The 23425-nt window shown below is 72.2% G+C and carries 19 protein-coding genes and 2 tRNA genes; 12 read left to right on the forward strand and 9 right to left on the reverse strand.

Annotated features, from left to right (window positions below; translation table 11 throughout):
* The first annotated feature begins 8 nt into the window (after positions 1-8).
* Together orn and ACH4S7_RS05950 are read left to right on the forward strand one after the other, a co-directional pair.
* Complete coding sequence (gene orn, locus ACH4S7_RS05945; RefSeq protein ID WP_398519815.1) at positions 9-611, forward strand: oligoribonuclease; 603 nt, start codon at positions 9-11, stop codon at positions 609-611.
* Positions 612-718: 107 nt separating this feature from the next.
* Positions 719-791, forward strand: a tRNA-His gene (locus ACH4S7_RS05950).
* 1146 nt (positions 792-1937) lie between these two features.
* Here ACH4S7_RS05950 and ACH4S7_RS05955 read toward each other — a convergent pair.
* Positions 1938-3329, reverse strand: coding sequence for a sensor histidine kinase (locus ACH4S7_RS05955; RefSeq protein ID WP_398519816.1), 1392 nt, complete (start codon positions 3327-3329; stop codon positions 1938-1940).
* Positions 3326-4063 carry a response regulator transcription factor gene (locus ACH4S7_RS05960; RefSeq protein WP_398519817.1) on the reverse strand — a complete coding sequence of 246 codons (738 nt, stop codon included), beginning with the start codon at positions 4061-4063 and terminating at the stop codon, positions 3326-3328. Before ACH4S7_RS05960 ends, ACH4S7_RS05955 begins: the two co-directional genes overlap by 4 nt.
* 108 nt (positions 4064-4171) lie before the next feature.
* Here ACH4S7_RS05960 and ACH4S7_RS05965 point away from each other — a divergent pair, with 108 nt between their 5' ends.
* The 3 genes from ACH4S7_RS05965 (at position 4172) to ACH4S7_RS05975 (ending at position 6457) form a co-directional block, all read left to right on the forward strand.
* On the forward strand, positions 4172-4759 hold the full coding sequence (locus ACH4S7_RS05965; RefSeq protein WP_398519818.1) for a hypothetical protein: 588 nt from the start codon (positions 4172-4174) through the stop codon (positions 4757-4759).
* 304 nt (positions 4760-5063) lie between these two features.
* Positions 5064-5933 carry a phytanoyl-CoA dioxygenase family protein gene (locus tag ACH4S7_RS05970; protein ID WP_398519819.1) on the forward strand — a complete coding sequence of 290 codons (870 nt, stop codon included), beginning with the start codon at positions 5064-5066 and terminating at the stop codon, positions 5931-5933.
* Positions 5930-6457, forward strand: coding sequence for a DUF6309 family protein (locus ACH4S7_RS05975; RefSeq protein WP_398519820.1), 528 nt, complete (start codon positions 5930-5932; stop codon positions 6455-6457). Before ACH4S7_RS05970 ends, ACH4S7_RS05975 begins: the two co-directional genes overlap by 4 nt.
* A gap of 38 nt (positions 6458-6495) precedes the next feature.
* Here ACH4S7_RS05975 and ACH4S7_RS05980 read toward each other — a convergent pair whose 3' ends face one another.
* A complete protein-coding gene (locus ACH4S7_RS05980) occupies positions 6496-7239 on the reverse strand; it encodes an SDR family oxidoreductase (protein WP_398519821.1) in 744 nt (247 codons plus the stop codon).
* A gap of 96 nt (positions 7240-7335) precedes the next feature.
* On the opposite strand from ACH4S7_RS05980, the gene ACH4S7_RS05985 reads away from it, so the two are divergent.
* Entirely contained in the window at positions 7336-8670 is a 1335-nt protein-coding gene (locus ACH4S7_RS05985; RefSeq protein WP_398519822.1) for an aspartate aminotransferase family protein, read from the forward strand.
* Between the two features lie 23 nt (positions 8671-8693).
* Here ACH4S7_RS05985 and ACH4S7_RS05990 read toward each other — a convergent pair whose 3' ends face one another.
* Together ACH4S7_RS05990 and ACH4S7_RS05995 are read right to left on the reverse strand one after the other, a co-directional pair.
* Entirely contained in the window at positions 8694-9563 is an 870-nt protein-coding gene (locus ACH4S7_RS05990) for a spermidine synthase (RefSeq protein ID WP_398519823.1), read from the reverse strand.
* Positions 9564-9653: 90 nt separating this feature from the next.
* Positions 9654-10178 carry a hypothetical protein gene (locus tag ACH4S7_RS05995; protein WP_398520046.1) on the reverse strand — a complete coding sequence of 175 codons (525 nt, stop codon included), beginning with the start codon at positions 10176-10178 and terminating at the stop codon, positions 9654-9656.
* A gap of 351 nt (positions 10179-10529) precedes the next feature.
* Here ACH4S7_RS05995 and ACH4S7_RS06000 point away from each other — a divergent pair, with 351 nt between their 5' ends.
* A complete protein-coding gene (locus ACH4S7_RS06000; RefSeq protein WP_398519824.1) occupies positions 10530-11987 on the forward strand; it encodes a tetratricopeptide repeat protein in 1458 nt (485 codons plus the stop codon).
* A gap of 108 nt (positions 11988-12095) precedes the next feature.
* Here the strand turns inward: ACH4S7_RS06000 and ACH4S7_RS06005 are convergent, their stop codons facing one another.
* The 3 genes from ACH4S7_RS06005 to ACH4S7_RS06015 all read right to left on the reverse strand — a co-directional run bounded on the left by ACH4S7_RS06005 (position 12096) and on the right by ACH4S7_RS06015 (position 16409).
* Positions 12096-13427 carry an AAA domain-containing protein gene (locus tag ACH4S7_RS06005; protein WP_398519825.1) on the reverse strand — a complete coding sequence of 444 codons (1332 nt, stop codon included), beginning with the start codon at positions 13425-13427 and terminating at the stop codon, positions 12096-12098.
* Positions 13424-15010 (reverse strand): hypothetical protein, encoded by a 1587-nt coding sequence (locus ACH4S7_RS06010; protein WP_398519826.1) that lies wholly within the window; start codon positions 15008-15010, stop codon positions 13424-13426. The genes ACH4S7_RS06005 and ACH4S7_RS06010 overlap by 4 nt, the downstream gene beginning before the upstream one ends.
* Positions 15011-15272: 262 nt before the next feature.
* Positions 15273-16409 (reverse strand): hypothetical protein, encoded by a 1137-nt coding sequence (locus ACH4S7_RS06015; RefSeq protein WP_398519827.1) that lies wholly within the window; start codon positions 16407-16409, stop codon positions 15273-15275.
* A gap of 333 nt (positions 16410-16742) precedes the next feature.
* Between ACH4S7_RS06015 and ACH4S7_RS06020 the strand changes: the two genes are divergently transcribed.
* From ACH4S7_RS06020 to ACH4S7_RS06035, 4 genes are all read left to right on the forward strand, one after another.
* Positions 16743-17342, forward strand: a complete 600-nt coding sequence (locus tag ACH4S7_RS06020; RefSeq protein WP_398519828.1) for a histidine phosphatase family protein — start codon at positions 16743-16745, stop codon at positions 17340-17342.
* Positions 17343-17451: 109 nt separating this feature from the next.
* Positions 17452-17793 (forward strand): hypothetical protein, encoded by a 342-nt coding sequence (locus ACH4S7_RS06025; RefSeq protein WP_398519829.1) that lies wholly within the window; start codon positions 17452-17454, stop codon positions 17791-17793.
* Between the two features lie 570 nt (positions 17794-18363).
* On the forward strand, positions 18364-19050 hold the full coding sequence (locus ACH4S7_RS06030; protein WP_398520047.1) for a hypothetical protein: 687 nt from the start codon (positions 18364-18366) through the stop codon (positions 19048-19050).
* Positions 19041-19114, forward strand: a tRNA-Lys gene (locus ACH4S7_RS06035). Before ACH4S7_RS06030 ends, ACH4S7_RS06035 begins: the two co-directional genes overlap by 10 nt.
* Before the next feature lie 101 nt (positions 19115-19215).
* On the opposite strand, the gene ACH4S7_RS06040 is transcribed toward ACH4S7_RS06035, so the two are convergent.
* Positions 19216-20655, reverse strand: a complete 1440-nt coding sequence (locus tag ACH4S7_RS06040) for a M6 family metalloprotease domain-containing protein (protein WP_398519830.1) — start codon at positions 20653-20655, stop codon at positions 19216-19218.
* 634 nt (positions 20656-21289) lie between these two features.
* On the opposite strand from ACH4S7_RS06040, the gene ACH4S7_RS06045 reads away from it, so the two are divergent.
* Entirely contained in the window at positions 21290-23104 is a 1815-nt protein-coding gene (locus ACH4S7_RS06045; protein ID WP_398519831.1) for a putative bifunctional diguanylate cyclase/phosphodiesterase, read from the forward strand.
* Positions 23105-23425 lie beyond the last annotated feature (321 nt).

Here is a 23425-nt window from a genome sequence, read left to right on the forward strand (position 1 = left end):
GTAGTCGCATGAACGATCGCATGGTGTGGATCGACTGCGAGATGACCGGGCTCTCGTTGACGGACGACGCACTTATTGAGGTGGCCGCACTGGTCACCGACTCGGAACTGAACGTGCTGGGTGACGGGGTGGACATGGTGATCCGTCCCCCGGACGCGGCCCTGGAGACCATGCCCGAGGTGGTGCGGCAGATGCACACCGCCTCGGGCCTCCTCGACGAGCTGGCGGGCGGCACCACGCTCGCCGACGCCGAGGAACAGGTGCTCGCCTATGTGCGTGAGCATGTGAAGGAGCCCGGCAAGGCACCGCTGTGCGGAAACACGGTGGGCACGGACCGCGGCTTCCTTGCGCGGGACATGACCACCCTGGAGAGCTATCTCCACTACCGGATCGTGGATGTCTCCTCGGTCAAGGAGCTGGCGCGCCGCTGGTACCCGAGGGCGTACTTCAACAGCCCGGAGAAGGGTGGCAACCACCGGGCGCTGGCGGATATCCGCGAGTCGATCGCGGAGCTGCGCTACTACCGGGAGGCGATCTTCGTGCCGCAGCCCGGCCCGGACTCGGACACGGCGCGGACGATCGCGGCGAAGCACGTCCTGACCGCGGAGTGATCTCCGTACCAATGGTGGGTTTCGGGGTGAAATAACCCTGGCGCGAGCACCCTCCAGGACCCTGTACACTTTTTCTCGGCCGGTAAGAAAAACAAAGACCGGTCGTGGTGGGTGTAGCTCAGCTGGTAGAGCACCTGGTTGTGGTCCAGGATGCCGCGGGTTCAAGTCCCGTCACTCACCCTGATAGATCAAGGGCCCCGGTCTTCGGACCGGGGCCCTTGACGTGTGCCGGGTGACCGTCGGGTGACCCGCGAGCCGTACCGGGTTCCGCGCCGGGTTATCCCCGGGGGATGACGGCATGGGACACGGGACGGCGTACGGTCCCGAGCTCTCGACCTCCGGGAAGCAGGGCGGGTGCGCCCCTCGGTGCGGCTCACGATCGCGAGGCCCGGGGTCGCGAGGCCCGGGGTCCCGTCAGCGGGATCCGTGCGGAGGGGCCGCGCAGAGGAGCCCATAGCGGGGGAAATTCGGCGGCCGCATCATGATCGTCAGGGTTTCGATCACCCGTACGTGGGGTTTACCCCCCTCTTCAGTGGCCAGCGGGCGGGATGTCGGCGGCAGGGGCGTTGGAACCACCATGACCCTGTGGATCGGAACGCGGACGGATCGACGACCTCACGGAAGGGTGCGGATGCCATGCAGCTCAGAAGTGGTTCGGGAACCATCTGCCGAAATGTGGCCACGACGGCGGTGCTGGCCCTCGCCGCTGGCGTGGCTCTGCCGCTCGCTCCGGCCGACGCCACGCCGTTATCGCCGCCCAGTGGCGTATGGCGGGTCGGCGGAGCCGGGGGCCAGGTCGATGTCGGGAGGGCCGGGGCGGGAGAGCGGGCGGCCGGCGCGTCCCTCGCCCCTGCTCGGGCTGATCGGGACCGGTGACCCGGCGGCCGGAAGGCACGGAGTCACGCGGCCCGACCGGGCTCGCCGGAGTGTGCGGGACGGCCAGGGTCTGCGGGACTGCCAGAGCAGGTGGGGTGACCAGAGCCTGCGGGACGGCCAGGGTCGGTGGGGTGACCGAGGCGGGCAGGATGACCGCGGCCGGTGGGGCCGGCCTGGTCGGTGGAGCGGGTGGCACTCGCAAGGGAGTGCTGAGCGCGCCCCGGTCGGGTTGGGGGGCCCGACCGGGACGCGCGGGTGGGGGGCAGGAATCGTCCAGGAGATGTCGCGTACCTGGATCTGTGGTGCGGATGTGGGGGGAGTGCGGGCCGGGGTTGCCCACGAATGGCGGTGCAAGAGCACGTTAGCGAGTCCCGTACGGACAAAGCTCCGCTTCGGGACAGGGCGCGGGCTTCTTAGGCTCGTCTTAAGGACGGCATCGGAACGGGTTAATCAACGCGCCCGGACCGAGACCCGCGAACGCCGTCGTTCCGTGCCCCGGTGCCCCCGCCGCCTCTCACGCGGGCCGATGCCGTGCGGGTCCAGGCCGAGCCAGATCCGCACCTCCGTCCCACCGAGCACGGAGCTGCCGATCCGGACGTCCCCGCCCGTCGACTCGGCGACCCGGCGCACGATGTCCAGACCGAGCCCGGTCGATCCGTCCCTGCCACCGCTGTTGCCGCGGGCCATCGCCGCCTCCGGGTCGGATATGCCGTGGCCCGCGTCGGAGACGAGGACTATCACCGCGTCATCGCCGTTGTGGACGTCGACGGAGAACGCCGTGCCCTCCGGGGTGTGGCGGAAGACATTGCCCAGCAGGGCGTCGAGAGCGGCGGCCAGGTCCGGGCGGGCCACCGGGATGCGTACGGGGCGGTCGACCCCCGCGACCCGCACCTTGCGGCCCTCGTCCTCCGCCAGCGCGGACCAGAAGTCCATCCGCTCCCGGACGACTTCCGAGGCGTCACAGCCGGCGCCGGGACCGACCGCCGTGGTCTGGGGCTTGGCCTCGCGCGCTGTGCGGATGATCGTGTCGACCTCGCGTTCGAGCTGCTCGACGGCGGCCCGGGTCTGGTCGGCGGCGGGCCCCTCGCCGAGCGAGGCCGCGTTGAGCCGCAGCACGGTCAGCGGGGTGCGCAGTCGGTGGGAGAGATCCGCGGCCAGCTCGCGCTCGTTGGCGAGGAGTTGGACCACCTGGTCGGCCATGGCGTTGAAGGCGATGGCCGCGGAGCGCAGCTCCGGTGGGCCCTCCTCGGGGACGCGGGCGCCGAGCTTGCCCTCCCCCAGTTCATGGGCCGCGCCCGCGAGTCGCTGGGCGGGCCGCACCATCCGCGCCCCGAGCCGGTCGGCGACGGCGAGCGAGCCGAGGACCAGGGCGAAGGCGACGGCGGCGAGCACCAGCCAGGCGGTGGTGACGCCCTTGGACACCTCGCCGTCGGGGATGAACACCTCGACCAGCGCGATCTGTCCGCTGCTGATCGCGGTGGGCTGGAGCAGTACCCAGCCTCCGGGGACCTCGGTGGTGGAGGCGGTGGTGGTGTGGAGGTCGGCACGGGCCGCGCGGCGGGTGCCGATCTCGACGGGCAGCGCCCCCGGCTCACCGGAGGCCGGGATGTGCACCGCCATCCGCCCCGCCGCTCCGGCCTGGGTGGAGCCGACGGCCCGCTCCAGCGGATCGCGGTCGGCGGTGATGGAGAGGGTGGGTCCGATGGCAGCCGCCTGCCGGTCGGCATTGGAGAACGCCCGGTCCCGGGCCATCTCCTTGATGACGAGCCCCAGCGGTACGGCGAAGGCGATCACGACCATCGCCGTGACCGCCAGGGAAACCTTGACCAGCGCCCATCTCATGGTTGATGTCCTTGTTGGTGTCCTGACCGGCCCCCCGGCTGGGGGTCGCCCGGCGGTTCGAGCTTCACTCCGACGCCGCGGAGGGTGTGCAGATAGCGGGGCCGGGCCGCCGTCTCGCCGAGCTTGCGACGGAGCCAGCTCAGATGGACGTCAATGGTCTGGTCGTCGCCGTAGCTCTGCTGCCAGACCTCGGCGAGCAGTTCCTTACGGGGGACGACGACTCCGGGCCGCCCGGCGAGAAAGGTCAGCAGATCGAATTCACGGCGCGTCAGATCGAGCGCCACCCCGTCGAGTTCGGCCTGTCGGCGCAGTGGATCTATGGAGAGCCCGCCGACCTGGATCACCCTCGACGGCGGGGACTCCCCCACCGATGCCCGGGAGCGGCGCAGTACCGCCGCCATCCGCGCGGAGAGGTGTTCCACCGAGAAGGGTTTGGTGAGGTAGTCGTCCGCCCCGTCGTTGAGTAGCCGGACGATCTCCGTCTCGTCGTCCCTCGCGGTCGCGATGATCACGGGTACGTCGGTGATACCCCGCAACATCTTCAACGCCTCGGCTCCGTCCAGATCAGGTAGGCCGAGGTCCAGAATGACCACGTCGAACCGGAAATGGGCCACCTCTCGCAGCGCCTCCAGGGCGGTGCCGACGCTCCGTACCGTGTGGTGGGCCTCGGTCAGATGCCGGATGAGGGCGGAGCGCACGAATTGGTCGTCCTCGACCACGAGCACACTTGCCATGGGCGGCACCGTACGCCATACGGGGTACTCGGGTCGCCACCCCGGAGATCCGGAAGAACTGCGTCCCGTTGGGGACAGGCTTGGGGCGGGTGGTGCAGTATGGCAACGATGCGTAGAGGACTTGTACATGCCATAGCGTGGTCGCTGGCCACCGGCGCAGCGGTGACGCTGTCCTGGTGGGGCGTCGACAGTGTCATGTCCGGGACCGCGTACGACCGGCCGCGTGCGCTGCCGGTCAACGCGGACAATCCCACCACGCAGGGCGCGAAGCCGCAGGACTCGTCCACGCAGCGGCCACCGAGCCGGCCGGAGAAGCCTCGGCCCGTGAAGCAGTCGAGTTCGTCCAAGAAGCCGAAGCACGACAGTGGCGACCCGTCACCCTCTCCCTCACAGAAGGAGAAGCGGGACAAGAGCTCCACATCGCCCACGCCGAAGACCGATTCGCCGTCAGCCGGGTCGAAGACGGAGTCGCCGAGCTCTGTGCGCGCCTACACCGTGGACGGCGGCCGGGTCGTGTTCGACATCGGCGAGACGTCGGCGGAGCTGGTCTCGGCGACGCCCAACCCGGGCTGGCGGATGGAGGTCTGGCCGGAGGAGTGGTGGATCCGGGTGACCTTCACCAAGGACGGCCGTGAGGTGTCGGTGTTCTGCACCTGGAACGCGCTGCCGCCGACCGTTCAGTTCGACGATCGCTGAGGGTCGCGGGGGCATGGCGGCGGGGCTGCGTCCTCTCGCCGCCCCGCCCACCGGTGTGCGAGTGGTGAAGTCGGCGGGCGCCGCCTCGACGGCTCCGGGGTACGCCTGGGGCTTCTCGTCCTCGGCGAGCGCCCGTTAGGGGCTGGCGAGACGGGAGTTCCGCCTTCGCGCTTGCTGGCGGCATCGGTGCCTCACCCGTACCGGAAATCATCTTCCACCCCCTTGGCACCTTCGTGCCGCACCTCCGGCGCTGGGGCTTCGGCCATTCCGTTGGGTGCCGGCATGGCTCCGGAGAGCCCGGGATATGGATGGCACGACCCATCCGCCCGGACTGCCCATCGGCGTACAACGGAGGTTCAGCCGCGTGATCGCCTCTCCGCATATCGCAGCGCAGATCAAGGAGTTCGACGAGAAGGGCTTTCTGGTGATTCCGGGCTTGCTGCCCACTCGGTTCATCGAGCGTCTGACACAGGAGGTGGATCACTGGGTGGATTCCGGGCTGCGACAGCAGTCCATCGACGCCTGCTTAAGACCGGATCGGTGCCCCGTACCGGAGACGGTCGAGTTAGAGATGGCCGCTCACGGGGAGTTGGTGACCTTCCCGCCGGTGCTGGAGCTGCTGGAAGACGAGAATCTGCTCGGCCCCACCTTCGTGTTCCACCACCTCCACAGCGATCGCCGCCCTTCCGGAGCCCCGGGCAAGCCCTGGCACCACGACTACGAACAGCGGCCCCAGCGGCATCGACGGCTTCCGATGGTTCATGTCCTCCACTACGTCCAGGGCCTGCGGCCGGGCATGGGCGCTCTCGCCGTACTGCCCGGTTCGCACCACGAGGTCGCGGAGAAGGACGCCCGCAGTCACCTGGGGACGAGTGTCCTACCGGGAGAGGTACTGATCACCGAGCTGCCTCCGGGGTCCACGGTGGTCCTCCACTCCGCGCTGTTCCACACCCGACGCGCCGAGGACGTGTCCGGGGCCGAGGGTTCCCAGCGGTACATGATCGACGCGTCGTACTGTCGTACGGGTGAGCCGTGGCCGCCGGTCAAACCGTACTGGCGCCGGATACTGGCGGCCGGCCGAGAGCGCCGGCCGGGACGGGGACGGTGGGTGGAATTGTTCGAGGAACGCCATTTCAGCGCGTACGAGCCGGACGGCGCGGGGCGGGCCGGATGAGGATCCTGGAGGCGGTCCCCTTCGACACGGTGCTGGCCCACTTCGCCCGGCACCACCCGTACCACCCGGAGGATCCGGACAACTCCAACGACGAGGCTGAGACCCATATCCGCAATGCGCAGGCCCTCGCGGAGGGCCGCTGGCACCGGGTGCTGCTGGAGGGGCCGGAGGTCCACGGCGTGGTGTTGCCCTGGCATCTGGGCGAGGACGGGGAGGTCGAGCTGGTCCCGCGGACGGGCCTCACCGTGCGGGCCGCCGCCGCCCGGCTGGCGGCCCTGGGGGATGCGTACGCCACGTCCAATCCGGTGTGCGCCCGCAAGCTGGCCCACCAGGGCCGCGCGGAACCCACCGCGGTGTTCCTGAGCACCAGGGCGGTGGGAGGGGAGGACTACGAGGGGCTCTCCGTCCGGGAGGGGCTGATCCATCTGGACGGCCTCCACCGGATGCTGGCCTGGGAGCAGACCAGGCGGCTGGCGCCCGGTCGGCTGCTACAGGCGTACGTGGCGGGCCTGGGGCGTGTCTGACGGATCAGGCGAGCCCAGCAAGATCCAGCAGGCACGGGCTACCCCCTGCCGACATAGGGCATGGCACTGGGCATGACCAGGACCGACTGGATGTTCACCCCGACCGGAAGGGCGGCCATGGCCCGGACCATGTCCACCACATGCCGGATGTCCATGGTGGGTTCGACCCGCAGTGAGCCGTCGGGCTGCCGGACGGCGGGCTGTGGGCGGTCGGCGGGGGTCACATTGCCGATGTCGATCTGGCCACAGGAGATGTCATGGCGGCGACCGTCGAGGGAGAGCGAGCGGGTGATACCGGCCACGGCGTGCTTGGCCGCGGAGAAGGCGATCGAGTCCGGTCGTGGCATCTGGGCGGAGGGCGCTCCGTTGTTGATGATCCGCCCGCCCCGGGGGTGCTGCGCCTTCATGATCCGGAAGGCCGCCCGGGAGCACAGGAAGGTGCCGGTGGCGATCGAGTCCATCACCCGGTGCCAGTCCACCACCTCCACGTCCTCGGTGGGCGTGTACGGCATGGGGTCGGCGGCGTTGTTGAACAGCAGGTCCAGCCGCCCCCACCGCTCCACCACTCGGGAGAAGAGCGCCTCCACGGACTCCGGGTCGGTGATGTCCGCCGGCAGCGGTACCGCCCGGTCGCGGTCGCCCGCCTCGGCGAGGTCGGCCGATTCACGCAGCTTCTCCTCGCGTCGGCCGGTCAGTACGACCGTCCAACCGTCGGACAGGAGACCCAGGGCACAGGCCCGCCCGATGCCGCTGCCCGCTCCCGTGACCACAGCCGTCCTCACCACAGCGCACCACCCCTTCATGTCACGCCGCCCCTGGCACCGGTCCGAACACCCGGAAGCGTGTCCTCGGGCATACCCCAGCAAACAGGAGCAACCATGAATGACCGTTTACAGGCGCTGCACGGCACGGACGGCAGCAGGTCGTGGTTCGAGCGCGCGCAGCACTCCCTCGCGGGCGGCATCAGTTCGTCCTCCCGTCTCACCTCCACGGGACCACACCCGTACCCGCTCTACATCAGCAGCGGAGCCGGCTCCCGCATCCGGGACGTCGACGGCAACGAGTACATCGACTACCTCATCTCCTACGGCAGCGCCGTTCTCGGCCATGCCCCGCCGGTGCTGACGGACGCCCTCACCCAGGTGCTCCACACCGGCACGATGTTCGGCACCTGCAACGTTCCGGAAGTGGAGCTGGCGGAGACGATCTGCCGGATGGTGCCCTGCGCGGAGCTCGTCCGTTTCGCGAACTCCGGCAGCGAGGCCGTACAGGGCGCGGTACGCGCCGCCCGCGGTCACACCGGGCGTTCCCGGATCCTGAAGTTCGAAGGGCACTACCACGGGTGGTCGGACACCCTGGCGATCTCGAACCGTCCCACGGAGCAGGAGGCCGGCCCCCCGGGCACACCGCGGTCCGTCCCGCACTCGCCGGGGATCCCCACGGGTGTCATCGAGGACGTGGTGGTCTGCCCGTGGAACGACCTGCCCGCGCTGCGCGCCGTGCTCGACGCCCACGCCGGGGACGTCGCCGCCGTCATCTGTGAGCCGATCGTCGCCAACAACGCCTGCACCATGCCCGATACGGGCTTTCTGGAGGCCCTGCGCGAGGAGTGCACCGCCCGGGGCATCGTGCTGATCTTCGACGAGGTCTGTACCGGGTTCCGCACCGGCCCCGGTGGGGCCCAGGCCCTCTTCGACGTGATCCCCGACCTCGCCGTGTTCTCCAAGGCGCTCGGGGGCGGTCTGCCCATCGCCGCCTTCGCCGGCCGTCGGGAGGTCATGGACGCGCTCGCCTCGGGGCGGGTCAAGCACGGGGGCACGTACAACGCCTCACCGCTGTGCGCTACGGCGGCCCTGGTGACGCTGCGGCAACTCGGCGATCCCGACGTCATCCAGCGGATCGACGACACCGGCCGCCAGGTGATGGAGACGGCCCGGAAGGCGGCGCACGACCAGGGGATCCCCTGCTCCGTGCAGGGCGTCGGGGCCATGTTCCAGACCGTCTTCACCCCGGACGGCAGCCCCACCCGCCACTACCGCGACCTGCTCCGCGTCGACCAGGCCCGGTCCCATGCCTTCCGGCATGAACTCCTCAAGCGCGGAGTCCATGCCAACGCCTTCCCCATGGCCTGCTGGTTCGTCTCCGCCGCGGTCACGGACGACGACCTCGCGGCCACCTGCGCAGCGGTGGCGGAGGCGTTCAAGGCGTTGTGACGTCCCCTCGCCGGGGGTGCTCGTCAGTGGAAGGCCCCCGGCGGGGGCGCCGGTGAGGGGCGGGCGTTCGCGTCGGTGACCGCGCTCGCGCCACCGGTAAAGTCCAGCAGGGCACGGCCGTGTTCGACCCTGCCCGCATGGGGATCGCCCGCGACGCGGCGGGTCAGCTCGGCGACCGGCAGTGCGATGTCCGACGCGAGCAGGATGGCGTTGCCGAACCGCTTGCCGCGCAGCACTGTCGGATCGGCGGCGAGGGCCAGTTCCGGGAAGACGGTGGCCGCGGTGGCGACCTGGGCCCGCAGATGGGCGAGCGGCGGGCCGTCGGCGAGATTGGCCGCGTAGTGTCCACCGGGCCGCAGCACCCGGCGCACCTCGGCGAGGAACTCGGCGCTGGTGAGATGGGCCGGGGTCCGAGCCCCGCCGAACACATCCGCGATGATCAGATCCGCCCAGCCGTCGGGCAGTCTGCCGAGGCCGGCGCGGGCGTCGCCGGACCGTACCCGGATCCGGGCGTTGGGGTCCACGGGCAGTTGGGTCCGGACCAGTTGGACCAGGGCCGCGTCGAGTTCGATGATCTGCTGGGTGGAGCGAGGTCGGGTCGCGGCGACATAGCGGGCGAGTGTGAAGGCACCCCCACCGAGATGCACCACCTGGAGCGGGCGGGCCGGTGGTGCGACGAGATCGGCGATGTGCCCGAGCCGGCGCTGGTACTCGAAGGAGAGGTACGCCGGGTCGTCGAGATCGACATGGGACTGCGGGGCCCCGTCGATGAGGAGAGTCCAGGCACGAGGACGCTCCGGATCGGGTATCAGTTCGGCGACCCCGCCGTCCACGTCCGCGACGACGCGCTCGGGTCGATCCGCTCCGCCGCGCCGCCGCTTGCTCTTCGCCATCACACCATTATCGGCGGGGGTGGGACGCTTTCGCCCGGTGGGGGGCGGTACGGGTGCCCCCCAACCGGCGGGCCCCCGGCGGGCCCGGGGTCAGCGGCGGCTGTCCGCTGCCTCGATGAGGCGGGCCGCCTCCCCCAGCGCCTCCCGGAGCGTCGCCGGATCCGTCAGCGGATCCACCTCGCTCGGCGGCAGCAGCCAGCCGGTGCCCCGAGCCGCCGGCTCGGTGAGCGCGGGGCAGGGGCCGTGTCCCCAGGTCCCCGTACAGGCACTGCCCGGCATGTCCCAGCCGTCCGCCGTGCCGGGCGGCACTAAGAAGCCGAGGGTGTCGGACTCGCCGTCGTGGAGCACCGGGCCGACAGCGGGCGCGGCCGAGCGACGGAGGATGTCCACCGCTTCGAGGCCCTGCCGGGCCGGGACCGTCACCAGATCGCAGGGGCCGGCGACGGGCGGTGGCGGGCTGCTCTCCCGGCTGGGGCGGTGGCGTGCGGTGGTCGCCGAAGGGGCCGCAGCGGCGAGCTGGGGGGTGGCCGGGGAGCCGGTCGGTGGTTCGGCGGGGTTGGCGGGTGGTTTGGCAGGCGTGGCGGGCGTGGTGGCCGGGGTGGTCGCGAGGTTGATCGGCTGAGTGGCCGCGGGGGTGCCGTACAGCGCTACCGCGGTGGTCATGGCGGGTGTCGTAGGCATCCGGGCGGCGCCGTGGGCGCTGGTCTCCATGCCGACCTCCAACACGGGGAACCCCTTCTCACTCGACGGAGGGCGCGCACCGCGCGTCCAAGGGGTTCAACGCCTCCGCACGTCAAGGGCTACGGCGCCACACCGCCCAAAGGATGGCAGTTCATGGCAGATCACGTGAACGCCGCCCGCTTCATGGCCAAACTCTAGGAGCACGTCTCGTCACAGCGGGCGCGTTCCCCGGCTCCCGGAGAGTACGGAGAGTACCGACGTCCGCACGGCAGGAGAGGCTCGGCCATGGCGTCGTCGGCACGCACAGCACGGGCAGTACCAGCACCGGCCCCGGCACCGGGACCTGCGCCGGGACAACCGCACGCGGTGCCCAATCTGCCCTTCCGTCGATTGCGCGGATCGCTCTCCCCGGGCGAATTCGCGGCGGTCGTCCGCAAGGCCGCGCGGGAGATCGACGAACGCGTCTGCTGCGACGCCCGTTACGTCGGACGCGTGGAGGCGGGTGAGATCCGTTGCCCCAACTACGCCTACGAACGCGTCTTCCTCCATATGTACCCCGGTCTGACCCTGGCGGATCTGGGGTTCATGGCCCGTGAGCGGGTACGAGGGGGGAGGCGAAAGCGGTCCCCAGGGCGTGAACCGGCTCCGTCCGCAGCGGAGTTCGGCGACGGCAGGACCGACGGCGAGGGCGACGAGGAGACCAACGTGTTGCGTCGCGCATTCATGACCAGCGGGTCCGCCACGATGGCGGCGGCGTCCTTCGGGCTGGGATCCGGGCTCGGGCTCGGCTCCGTACTGCGCGCGGGAGGTGATCCGGGTGACACCGCGCCCGCGCGGCGGCGGGTCGGCGAACCGGAGGTGGCCGCCGTCGAGGAGGCCGTACGGAGAATCCGCCTCCTGGACGACCGCTACGGGGCGAACGGGCTCTACCAACGGGCCGCGCAGCCGCTGCGGGCCGCGTACGCCCTCCTCGACGCCGGAATCTCGACCCGCCGCGAGACCACCGACCGGCTGCACTCGGGCGCCGGCGAACTCACCCTCTCCGTGGGCTGGCTGGCGCATGACTCGGGCCACTTCGACGAGGCGCGCTCCCACTACGCGGAGGCCCTCGCGACCGCGCGGGTGGCGGGCGATCCGGCGCTGGAGGCGCACGCCTTCTCCAACATCTCCTTCCTCGCCCGGGACGCCGGCCGCCACCGGGAGGCGGTCCTCGCGGCACAGGCGGGGCTCCGGGCCGCCGGGGGGCTGGACTTCCCCCGGCTGCGGTCCCTGCTGGCGCTGCGGGAGGCCGGGGGGTGGGCCGGGCTCGGCGACCGGGGCGAGTGCGAGCGGGCGCTGACCCGCGCCCGGGGGTACTTCGGCCGGGGCACCGGGGCCCCGGAGTGGATGTCCTTCTTCGGCGAACCGGAGCTGGAGTTACTGGAGGGCCAGTGCTGGTCCACGATGGGCGCCTGGCCCCGCGCGGCCCGGCACTCCCGCCGCGCGGCCTCCCTCCAGGACCGTGGCTTCACCCGCAACCTGGCGCTCTACCGGGCGGAGTTGGCGGTCAACCTCGCGCACGGGGGCGCGCCGGACGAGTCCGCGGAGGCCGGCCACCAGGTGCTGGACCTGCTGGACCGGGTCCAGTCCGCCCGTATCCAGTCGCTGCTGACGACGACGGCCACGGTCCTGCGGCCGTACGGTGCGACACCCGGCGTCCCCGAGTTCCTGGCACGGCGGGGGGAGTTGGTGCGGGGGGTCTGACCGGGCCCTCCGGCTGGGGAAGCGGCCCCGCACCCGCCCGTACCTGCCGGGCCGGGGGGTCACCCTTCCGTGGAGACCAGCCGCAGGCCCCGGACCCCGGCGAAGACCTCAGGGCCGCCACGAGACCCGGTGGTTGGACAGGTGGTCCCAGGTCGTCATCATTGCGTCCCAGCCGTCCGGGAACTTCACCGTCACCCCCAACTGAACCGGCTCCGTCGAGGGGTGCTCGTCCAACAGCTCCTCCACGCCCGCGCGGCAGATCACCACACACGCGTGCCGGTGGCGCGAGGCGAGCACGCACAGCCGGCCCGTCTCCAGGTGGAAGGCGGTCGCGTCGGGGCGGCCGGAGAGCGGGTGGAGGACCACCGTGACGTCGAACTCGCGGCCCTGGAGCCGATTGGCCGTGTCCACCGTCACATCGGTGACGCCCAGTTCGGCGAGGGCCGCGCGGATCGCCGCCGCCTGGTCGCGGTGGGCGGTGCCGACCGCGACCCGGTCGGCCGTCACGGGGGTCGGATCCGCGTCGGCCGTGCTCGTCGCGACGCCCCCTCGGTCGAGGAGTCTGCGCACCACCCGGGCCACCGCCCGGACCGCCTCCGGGTCCGTACGGGGGGTGTGCCGGGCGGGCAGTTCCAGCAGGCCCCAGCCGGAAGCCGCCGCCTCGTCCAGCACCCGGTCGGGCGGCGAGCCGTCCGACGCGACACCGAAGGAGAGCCGCCGGTCCTCCGGACCCGTACCACTGCGGAACGGGGTGTACGGGTAGAACGCGGCCGACACCAGCGGCGCCGCCGACGACGGCAGGCGCCAGGAGACCGGGAGCCGGTGCTGCGGGAGCTCCGGATTGTGTGCCAGGAGGGTGGAGACGGCGCTGGCTGAGGGATCGTAGGACAGCCCCGCCCACTGGTCGGCGCCGACGACCGAGAACGGGTCGAGCTGACCGGGGTCACCCACGAACAGGGCCTGCTCGAAGAGCCCGGCGACGGCGAGCAGCGCGTCGGAGCGCATCTGGTACGCCTCGTCCACGATGGCGTGCGGCCAGGGCTCCACGCCCTGGACGTGCGCCCACTTCGCCGCCGTGGAGATCACGATGTCCAGTCCGGCGAGATCCCCGGCCTTGGCGGACTTGCGGACGTTGCGCAGCTCGTCGAGCGCCTTGTCGTACGGGTCGGGGTCGTTGCTGTGCAGTCGCCCCACCGGCAGCTCGGGGTCCTTCTCGGCCAGACGGATCACGAGGTCGTCCACCTGGGCGTTGGTCTGGGCGATGACCATCAACGAGCGTCCAGCGGCGGCGAGCTCCCGCGCCGCGCGGACCACGAGGGTGGATTTCCCCGCCCCGGGGGGCGAGTCCACGACCACCCCCCGGTGGCTGCCGCGCAGGGTGTCGGCGAGGATCGCGTCGGTGGCCCGGGCCGCCTCGGCAGCCGGATCGAAGCCGGTCACAGGATGTCCTCCGAGGTCAGCGGGTCCGGGTCCTCCGCAGCCGTGGCGGGCGGGCCGCCGTGGGTCCACGGCGTCTCCTCCGGCTCCGGCAGCTTCGGGCCGCCCCGCTGCGCGTGTTCGAACAGGGTCCAGGCGATCCGGTCGCCCTTGACCGGCACGGTGCCGTCGGCGGGGTCCTTGGCGCGGCCCATGCGGTCGGTCAGCCGGAGCACGAGGACGCCATCGGCCTCGTACCGTACGAACTCGGCGGACTGGGGTTTGTTGTCGAGGGAGCGGTACACCTTGACCCGCTCGGCCAGTTGGGGGACGTCGTCCGTCCGGAGGGTGATCAGGGGGCGGGGTGCGGGTCGCTTCGACTCGGACCAGGCCATGACGGTCTCGATCACCTCGCCGACGAACGCCTCGCCGGAGAGCCGGCGCCCCGCCATCACCAGCGGATCGTCCAACGCCTCCTGGGCCTCCAGCTCGGTCTGGGCGCTCTCGCGGGCGGCGAGCTTCCGCGCGGCCGTCACCGCGTCGTCGCGGCGGGGCTGTGGGGGTTCGCCGGCCCGCACCCGGTCCCGGTGGGCGGTGAACGACCAGCGGTCACGCGTCCAGCGGTCCACCGCCCTGGTGCCCTCCGGCAGCTCCCGCAGCAGGTCGAGGGAGCGCCACACGGCGGACCAGGTGGGGCGGAGCTGGGTGAGCAGCAGTCGGCGGATCTCCCGCTCGGCGACGGCGAGTTCGCCGAGCCAGGCGTCGGCGTCGGTGCCGTCCTCGGCCGCCGCGAGGGCCTGGCGGACGCGGTCGTAGCCCTCGACGGCGGGGGCGAGGAGGCGATTGTCGAACGCGGGGTCGGTGGCGGGTCCGGCCGGGGGGCAGAGCAACTGCCCCTGGGCGTCCCGGGCCAGCTCGGCCCGGAGTGCCGCCGCCGCCCCGGTCATGCCCTCCGGCGGGTCGATCCAGGCGAGCAGCGCGCCCAAATGCTGGTCCTCCAGCGAGGACTGACCGGTGGCCCAGTGGCGGTTGAGCAGATCGGTCGCGGAGAGGAGGAGGGCGGAGCCGGGGACCCGGGCCCGCTCGCCGTAGTGGGTGAGCCAGCGGCCGAGGAGCGGTACGCGCGGCGGTGCGGGGTAGGCCGCTTCGGGATCCTGTTCGGCCGTGCGGCGGAACCGCATGGAGCGGCCGAGGAGGCGCACGAAGTCGATGCCGGTCCGCCCCGGCACGATCAACTGGGGTGCGTCGGCGCAGAGTTCGGCCTCCATCTTGACGCGCTTCCCGGTCGTGGGATCGGCCTCGGTCCGCTCGACCGTCTCGACGTCGTCGGCGTATCCGTCCAGGTGGGGGAGGACGGCGTCGGCCAGCTCGGCGAGGAAGGCGAAGCGCAGCTCGCGGTCGCGCGGCTGGGCCACGGTCAGCAGTCGTGGGTGCTCGGGGTCGGTCCCGACGAGCGCGCCCAACGGCGCTCCGGCCTCGCCCGCCGTCGTCAGGGGGACGAGGACGAGGGGTCGCGCGGAGAGATGGCGGTGGCGGACGGTCGCCAGCGGCCGGGCCCGGCCGGACTCGATGGCCTCCAACCGGGCGAGGGTGGCGATCAGCGACATCCGGGCACCTCCGGCGCCATGATCGGGCCGATGGCCGCGCCGGCCCCTGTCACAGCGGCAGGGGCAACGGCGCAGGCGGTGACGGCGGCGGGGGTACGGGCGGGAACGGCGGCGGCGGGGGTACGGGCGGGAGGGCGTGCCAGCGCGGGTGTGCCGGCTCCGGGCGCGCGGGCCCCGGTCCGGGGCTGCCTGGCGACTCCCCGAGGGGACAGCTCGCGGGGGGTCAGCACTGCCAGGGAGGTCAACGGGGGCGTCAGGGAGGTCAGCCGCACGGAGCCACCTCGAAATCCGCGTCCGCGAGCGCCGCCGCGCGCAGCGCCGCCGCCCGCCGCAGCGCCACGACGGCCGGGTCGCTCGGGTCGCCCCCCGTGCCGCGGGCCGCCGCGAGCACATCGCCGACCGTGGTCAGCCCGCCCAGCTCGCCCCGGACGGAGCGGCCGAGGGTGCCGACCGCTCCCGTCCCGCGGGCCCGCTCCCGGCAGTGGAAGGCCAACTCGCAGGCGGCGAGGCAGTCGGGCGCATAGGCGGCGGAGACCGATTCCACCGCGAACGTCAGCTCGTCGGCCGGTCGCTCCAGATCGAAGGTGGCGCCCGGCGGGAGCGCCGCGGCGATGTCCTCGACGCGGGTGAGCCTGGCGAGCTGGCGGCGGGTGACGGCGAGCTGTTTGCGGACATCGACGACGGACGCGGTGGGGAGGTTGGAGAAGTCCCGGGGGCAGACCAGGAGCACCCGGTGGGCGACCTCGGCGCCGTCGGTGCGGTCGGCGACCCGCTCCAGCGCCAGGACGTAAACAGCGGCCTGGCGGGCCGCCGCGCCCACCTTGGCGGCGTCGGCGGAGGCGTCGATCATCGGGAAGGACTTGATCTCGACCACGGTCCACCGGCCGTCGGGGTGGACGACCACCGCGTCCGGCTCCAGATAGGCGGGCGAACCCGCGACGTCGAGGGCGAGCAGCGGGTGGTCGAGCAGCGTCCAGCCACCGGCCGCCGTCGCGTCGCGCAGGGCCAGTGCCGTGCGCGCCGCGCGCCCTTCCGGGCCGACCGCCGACAGGTCGGGCACCGTGAACTCCCCCGGGGGGTCCACGCCGAGCAGCCGCATCAGCTCCGCGCCGCCGTCGGACTTCACCCGGGCCTCGAAGGCGTTTCCGCGCATGAAGGCGAACTGCGACTGTCCGGAGGCGGTGGGCGATCCCAGCGCGGCGGCGAGCGCCGCCTTGTCGACCCCCGCGCCGTCCAGCAGCGCGCGCCGCTGGCACCCGGGGTTCGCCGCGAGGGCCGCCAGCGCCCGCGCGTCGAGCGGACGGGGCCGGGCGGCGGGGCCGCGCAGCTCGGCGAGCCGTAGCCGGAGTGGTGTCGTCGGCGCCTGCGGAGGTGGTCCGCTGTCCAGGGATTCGCTCACCCGGGGAAGTCTGGCATCCGGCACCGACAATTGGGGATCCGATGGTGAACAGGGACGGCGGTTGACGGCCGGGGACGACGCCGGGCAGTGGTTTCGAAGCAGCCTGGGGAGTGCCTTCGAAGCAGCGCCGTTTGCCTTGGGGCGTGACCACTCCCGGCTGGGGGCGGCCGACGGTGGTCCCGGCGCCGGCCGACCGTACGGTCTCCGGAGTGGCACCCCCGCCCACGGCTCCGACCTGCGGAGAGAGGGCCGGGTTCGCCCGGGAGGTCGCCTCGTGATCAGGTGGGTGATGATGGAGTACCAGCACCTGTGAACCTCAGGGAGAACCGCGACATGGCACCGCGCATCCTGCTCGTCCGGCACGGACAGACCGAATGGTCCCTGCTCGGCAAGCACACCGGCAGGACGGACATTCCGCTCCTCGATGAGGGCAAGCGCGGCGCGAAACTCCTGGGTGAGCGGCTGCGCCGGGCCCCGTGGTCGGGCCTACGGGACGTGGAGGTGCGCACCAGTCCGCTGGTGCGCGCGTCGGAGACCTGTGAACTGGCGGGATTCGGCGACCGGGCCGCCCCCTGGGACGCGCTGATGGAGTGGGACTACGGCGCGTACGAGGGGCTGACGCCCCCGCAGATCAAGGAGCTCGCCGGTCCGGACTGGCTCATCTGGCGGGACGGCGTACGGGACGGGGAGGCGCTGTCCCAGGTGGCGGCGCGGGCGGACGAGGTCATCGAGTGGTCGCGGTCGGCCGACCGCGATGTGCTGGTCTTCGCGCACGGGCACGTCCTGCGGGTCCTGGTGGCCCGCTGGCTGGGTCTTGAGCCGTCGTTCGGGGCCCGCGTGAAGCTGGACCCGGCCTCGGTCTCGGTGCTGGGGTGGAGTTACGGCGCCCCGTCGCTGGACCGCTGGAACGACACGGCGCATCTGGAGGGCTGAACGGGGGCGCTCGGGCGCCCACCACGCCCACTTGCCCGCGCCTGGACAATGGAAGGCGGTCCGGTCCCACCGGTGTGGCCGTCGTGGCCCTGCGAGGAGGAAACAGCACATGGCGGAAGCCCAGCAGCCCGCTCGGAAGACGCGGCCCGCTCCCCTGCTCTTCGAACCCGTCGAGTCGGTCGCCGACCCCGAGCACTTCTTCGACCTGGAGTCGATCGAGGATCCCCGTGAGCTGCTCGCCCGCGCCACCGAGCTGACCCTCGCCTTCCGGGCCGCGGCGGACCGGGCCGTGGAGTTCCAGGCCATCGCCGCCGCCCAGCTCGCTGACCGTCGCCGGTTCGACCGGCTCACCCCGGTGGACATCGCCGAGCGGGCGGGGTGGACCGAGGACTATGCCAAGAAGATGATCGAATTCGGTCAGGGCCTGCTCCGCGACGAGACCCCGCGGTAGTCCCGCACCTGGAGCGGCCCAGGGGTGATCGGGCCCGCCCCGGGCGCTCGTCACCGGGCCCGGTGTCGGTCCGCGACCGGGCGGGCCCGGGGTGCGCAGGACGGCCCGTGCGCAGGACGGCCCGTGCGCAGGACGGCCCGTGCGCAGGACGGCCCGTGCGCAGGACGGCTTGAGGGCAGGACGGCCCGTGCGCAGGCCGGCTTGAGGGCAGGTGGCAGGAGGGCCCCGGCGCCCGAGGCCGGGAGAGCCGGAAGGGAAAGCCCCAGCGAGGGATACCGGCGAGGGATGCCACAGGCAGCCCGTGCGCACAGCCCGTGCGCGTACCGGGTGGCCCGGGTAGGTCCCCCGGGGGCCCCGGTACACGCAGGGAAGGCCGTGGTCGACCCGCTGCGGCCTTCGCGGCCCGTTCGCGGAGTACGGCGGGCGAGGCGCCGCGCCGGGGGCACCAGGGGCCTCCGTAAGGGTCCGGTGGCATATTCCGGGGGCGCAAGATACTCCAGCCCCCTCGCCCCTGTCCTCGCTTTGCCGAACTCACGGGATCCAACCCGTTACCCGCGGTAGATGTTGTTCATGAGCGCCTGGCTGCGAGACACCGACCGCGATCCCCGCACCGCTCCTTCCGGATCACCGACCCCCGTGCCCACCCCCCACCGGGACACGCCGGGCGCGGAGCCCCCGGCACCCGGGACGGACCCCCAGCGCGTGGCCCAGGTCACCGGCCCCGGCGCCCAGTGGCTGGCCTCCTCGGGGACGTATCCACACTCCCTGCTCGCCCACTGGGAGGCAGAGCCCGCCACCGCCACCGCTCTGACCTGCGGTTCCGTCTTCGATGTCGTCAACGTTCCGGCGATCTTCGGGCGTCATATGCTCGACCGGCTCTGGGCGGAGGGGCCGGGTTCCGGGCCCGTCGCCATGCACCGGGGCCGGATGCTGCTCTTCGCGGCGCCGGGCACCGCCGGGCGATTACCCGCACTGCTGGAGTGGGAGGAGTGGGGCGCCTCGGTGCCGCCGCCGCTCTGCCACGGCACGGGTGACGCGGTGACCATCCCGCCGCTGGTCGAGAGCGGGCGGCCCGGCACGGGCTCCCGCTGGCTGGTGGCCCCCGACACCCGACACCCCTGGCTCCCCGGGCCCGAGGTCCTGCTCTGGGCCTGTGTCCGGGCGGCCCGCGCGGCCGTCTCGCCGGAAGTACATGTATCGATTTTTCCTCGCACCGATCAGGGTGCTAAGGTCTACGACGTCAGCAGGCGCCGCTAGCTCAGTTGGTTAGAGCAGCTGACTCTTAATCAGCGGGTCCGGGGTTCGAGTCCCTGGCGGCGCACAGACGGAGAAGGGCCCCTCGCGAGAGCGAGGGGCCCTTTTCGTGCGCCTCGACACCGCAACGGGCAGTGCGGCTAGGCACCGCACCGGGCGAGGCGGGATCTAGGCGGTAGTGATCTTGATGGTCCAGGCGCCCGATTCCGTGCGGTCCGCCACCTCCACCCGGGTGCGCCCGCCCGCCGGTCCCGGCAGCGTGAAGGTCTCCCCCACCCTCAGCGGCGCGTCCGCAAGCTCCGGATAGACCGACTGGTCCCAGCACGCCTCGCTGTCCGGATGGGTGTCCACGACCCCGATGGGCCCGCCCCCGGAGGCCGTGTCCGACCGTACCCGGTAGAGCAGCACGCCCTCCGTACAGATGGAGGCGTCGTTGCCCGTGGCCCCGCGCGCCTCGATGGCCAGCGCTTCGCCCGCCCCGGTCCGTACGACCGCCAGCCGGGTGCCGAGGCTCCCCCCGGGCGCGGGCGCCGCGATCGGCTCCAAGGTGATCAACTGGGGGCCGGTCACACAGCGCACGGCCCGCCCGTCCAGCCAGCCCAGCTTCCACTTGTGCCAGCCGAAGAGGTCCGGCGCCATGCCGAACTGGCTGCCCATCACGTCCCAGTCCCCGACATGGGTGTCCCAGTCGCCCTTGCCGTCGCTGGGCCGGTGGTAGAGGTCCGGCAGGTCGAAGACGTGCCCGGTCTCATGGGCCAGGACGTTGCGGTCCGGGGGATGCCGTTCGAAGACCGTGACGACCCGGCGTACGGGGGTGTCGTCGAAGCTCATCGCGCGGTCGAAGTTGACGACCTTCGTGGCGTCGGAGTCCACCCCGGGCGCGTCTGGGTCGGCGACCAGATAGACGATGTCGTACCGGGAGAAATCGACCGTCTCATCGGCGGCGGAGAGCGCGTCCCGCAGGTACGCGCTCCGCTGGCCCGGGTTCCAGTCGCGGCTTATCCCGTACGCGGTGGACGCCTTCGGCATCGCCACCCAGGCACGCTGGGGGTGCGGGCGCAGCGAGAACTTGCCGTACGAGGCGCGCTCGAAGAAGCCGCTGGTGGCGGGGAAGTGGTCGGCGGCGAGTTCGACGGGTTCGTACCTCGGGACGGCATCCGGAAAGGACAGGAAGATCATGACCGCGTCGAGCCGGTCGGTCGGCCGCGGATAGGCCGAGTTCCAGGTGTCGAGACCGAGGGAGTGATGAGCGGGGGTACGGGGCAGAGCGCAGGAGGCGGCCGAGGTCTTGGCGACCGCCGGTCCGGCGACGAGGGAGGTGGCGGCCAGCGCCATCAGTGAGGTGAGGGCCGCCGCCGCACTGCGGAGCCGGCCACGCTCGCCCCCCTGACCGGTCGCACCGCCCGCGCCGCCACCCGAGCCGCCGACTGAACCACCCGCACTGCCTGCACTGCCTGCACTACCTGCACCGTCTGCACCGCCCGCACCGCCTGCACCACCTGCACCACCCGCGCCACCCGCGCCACCCGCGCCACCCGCACTTTCGGGGACGTTGGCATCACGCGCACCACTCGTACCGTCGGCACCGCGGTACGTACCGTCATCCACACCACCCGGGCCACTCGCGCCGCCCGCACCACCGGTGCCACTCGAACCACTCGCGCCCGTCCAGACCCTGTGGCTCCGGTCAGGATCGCCAGATCCGTCACCCCTGCCCCGTCCACCCCTCTCCGCACCCGACCCGTCCGTACCCGACCCACTCGTTCCGGCCATCCGTCCCGGTCGCCCGACCCCCGCACCACCGGCCCCCGGCCGGCCGTCGCCCTCCACTCCCCCGGGTGTTCCGGCGGGTGACTGCTGACCCTCCACGTAGACCTCCGGCTGCGGAATGGGAGACACCGCAACCACCTTGTGTCGGTTTGCTGGCGTACGCCCTGTTCCGGTGCCCCACTCGGGTGATCGCGCCACCCCCAGCCCTCGAACGACCTGAGATCCTTCGACACTCCGACGGGTCACGGAACGTCACATTCGGTCAGTCCGGAATCAGCCCTGCGCAGACCCGCGCAGAAACGATCGGCCGAGTTTGGTGGACCCGCGCCACCCAGGTGGCGGAGCTGGAACGGCCCTAGGAGCTGCCCCTATGATCGGCACACTTTCCCGAACTCTTTTCCCAAGCCCACGACCCTTCCCGACCACATCTGTACGCCCCCTGTACGACACAACTGCACTGTGGGAGTGAGCGGTGAGCGGAACCTCCGAAGGAACAGGGCCCGCGGGAGTCGCAGTCCCCGGCAGGACACGCCCGCGGATCACAGAGCGTCACGGCTGTGCCAATAGCTCCGAACCGCGCGACTACCGGGCCGCGTTCCACGCGGCGCGGATCGCGATGGCCCTCGTCGACCGCGAGGGTGTCGTCGTCACCGCCAACGCGGCACTCGCCGCCCTCTTCGGCACCGAGCCGGGCGCGCTGCACGAACGGACGGCGGCCGATCTGGTCGACCTCGCATCCGACACCCGCGCCTGGCACGCCTACCGGGAAGTGCTGCACGGCCGCCGCTCCCGGTTCCGCTGCACCAGACGGATCAAACACGCCGACGGGCGTGGGCTCTGGGCGGAGATCACGGTGGCGCCCGTCCCCGACAGCCGCCGACTGCTGCTCTCCGTCGCGGACGTCAGCGACCGGCGCGAGCTGCGCGCCCGGCTGCGCCACCTCCAGATGCACGACGCGGTCACCCGGCTGCCCAACCGCACCCTGTTCTTCGAGCGGCTGACGGCGGCGCTGGAGTCGTCCGCGTACGACGACGGCTCCACCGGGCGGATCGGGCTCTGCTACCTGGACCTCGACGGCTTCAAGGCCATCAACGACACCCTCGGGCACCGCGTCGGGGACCGGCTGCTGGCAGCGGTCGCCGAGCGACTCGGCGAGTGCGCGGGCCGTGGCGGACACTCCCGGGGCGGCGGCCATCTGGTGGCCCGTCTCGGCGGTGACGAGTTCGCCATCCTGGTCGAGGACTCCCTCGGTACGGAGCCGGTCGCCGAGCTGGCCCGGTCCGTACTGGACGCGCTCCAACGGCCGTTCGACCTGGACGGTCAGCGACTGTCGGTCTCGGCGTCGATCGGGGTGGTCGAGCGCACCGTCACCGGGACCACCGCCACCGGTCTGATGCAGGCGGCGGACACCACGCTGTACTGGGCGAAGGCGGACGGCAAGGCCCGCTGGACCCTCTTCGACCCCGAGCGCAACGCCCACCAGGTCACCCGGCAGGCGCTCGCCTCCACGCTCCGGCCGGCCGTGGAGCACGGCGAGTTCGCGTTGGAGTACCAGCCGCTGGTGGGACTGGCCGACGGGGTCACTCGCGGGGTGGAGGCGCTGGTCCGCTGGCACCACCCGCAGTTCGGGACCCTGACACCGAATCGGTTCATCGGGATCGCCGAGGAGGACGGCTCGATCGTCCAGCTCGGGCGGTGGGTGCTGCGGACCGCCTGCCGGCAGGCCCGCCAGTGGCAGCGGGAGCACCCGGACACACCGCCCCTGTTCATGAGCGTCAATGTCGCCGTACGGCAGGTCTGGGACTCCGACCTGGTCGCGGATGTGGCGGAGATCCTCGCGGAGACCGGTCTCGCGCCGGATCTGCTCCAGTTGGAGCTGACCGAGTCCGCCGTGATGGGCTCGGCGGGCCGTCCGCTCCAGGCGCTCCAGGCGCTGAGCGATATGGGGGTGCGGATCGCCATCGACGACTTCGGCACCGGGTACTCGAACCTGGCGTACCTCAGCCGGCTGCCGGTCTCGGCGCTGAAGCTCGACGGCACCTTCGTCCGCGGCTTCCAGGACGAGGCGCACCCCAACCCCGCCGACGAGACGATCGTCGAGGCGCTGGTCCAGCTCGCCCACCGGCTGGGCCTGACCGTCACCGCGGAGTGCGTGGAGACCTCGGGTCAGGCCGCCAGGCTGCGGCGGATCGGCTGTGACACCGGTCAGGGCTGGCTCTACTCGCGGGCGGTCCCCCCGGAGCGCATCGCGGAGATGATCGGCGTCAGCACTCCCCTGTCGGCATGAGAGAGCGGGCGCGCCCCCGGTGACAGCAGCAGTACGGACGCGGTGTCGCAAGCACAGTAGTACGGGTAAGGCATCGTCAGCGCGGTGGTACGGGCGCGGTGTCGCGACCGCAGGAGTACGGGGCGCGGCGGTACGGGCGCAGTGGCGCGGGCGCAGGAGTACGGGCGCCGGAGTACGGGTGGAATGCCGCCGACGAGTGGGCACCCCCGGCGGAACGGGCGCGGGCGGAATGGGTACCGCCCCCGGCCGGAGGGGTGGCTCCGGGCGGGGGCGGTGTTTGTGGGGGGACTCAGTGGCGGGTCACCGGATCAGGGATCCGGA

Source organism: Streptomyces sp. NPDC020965, assembly GCF_044333555.1.
Lineage (GTDB): Bacteria > Actinomycetota > Actinomycetes > Streptomycetales > Streptomycetaceae > Streptomyces.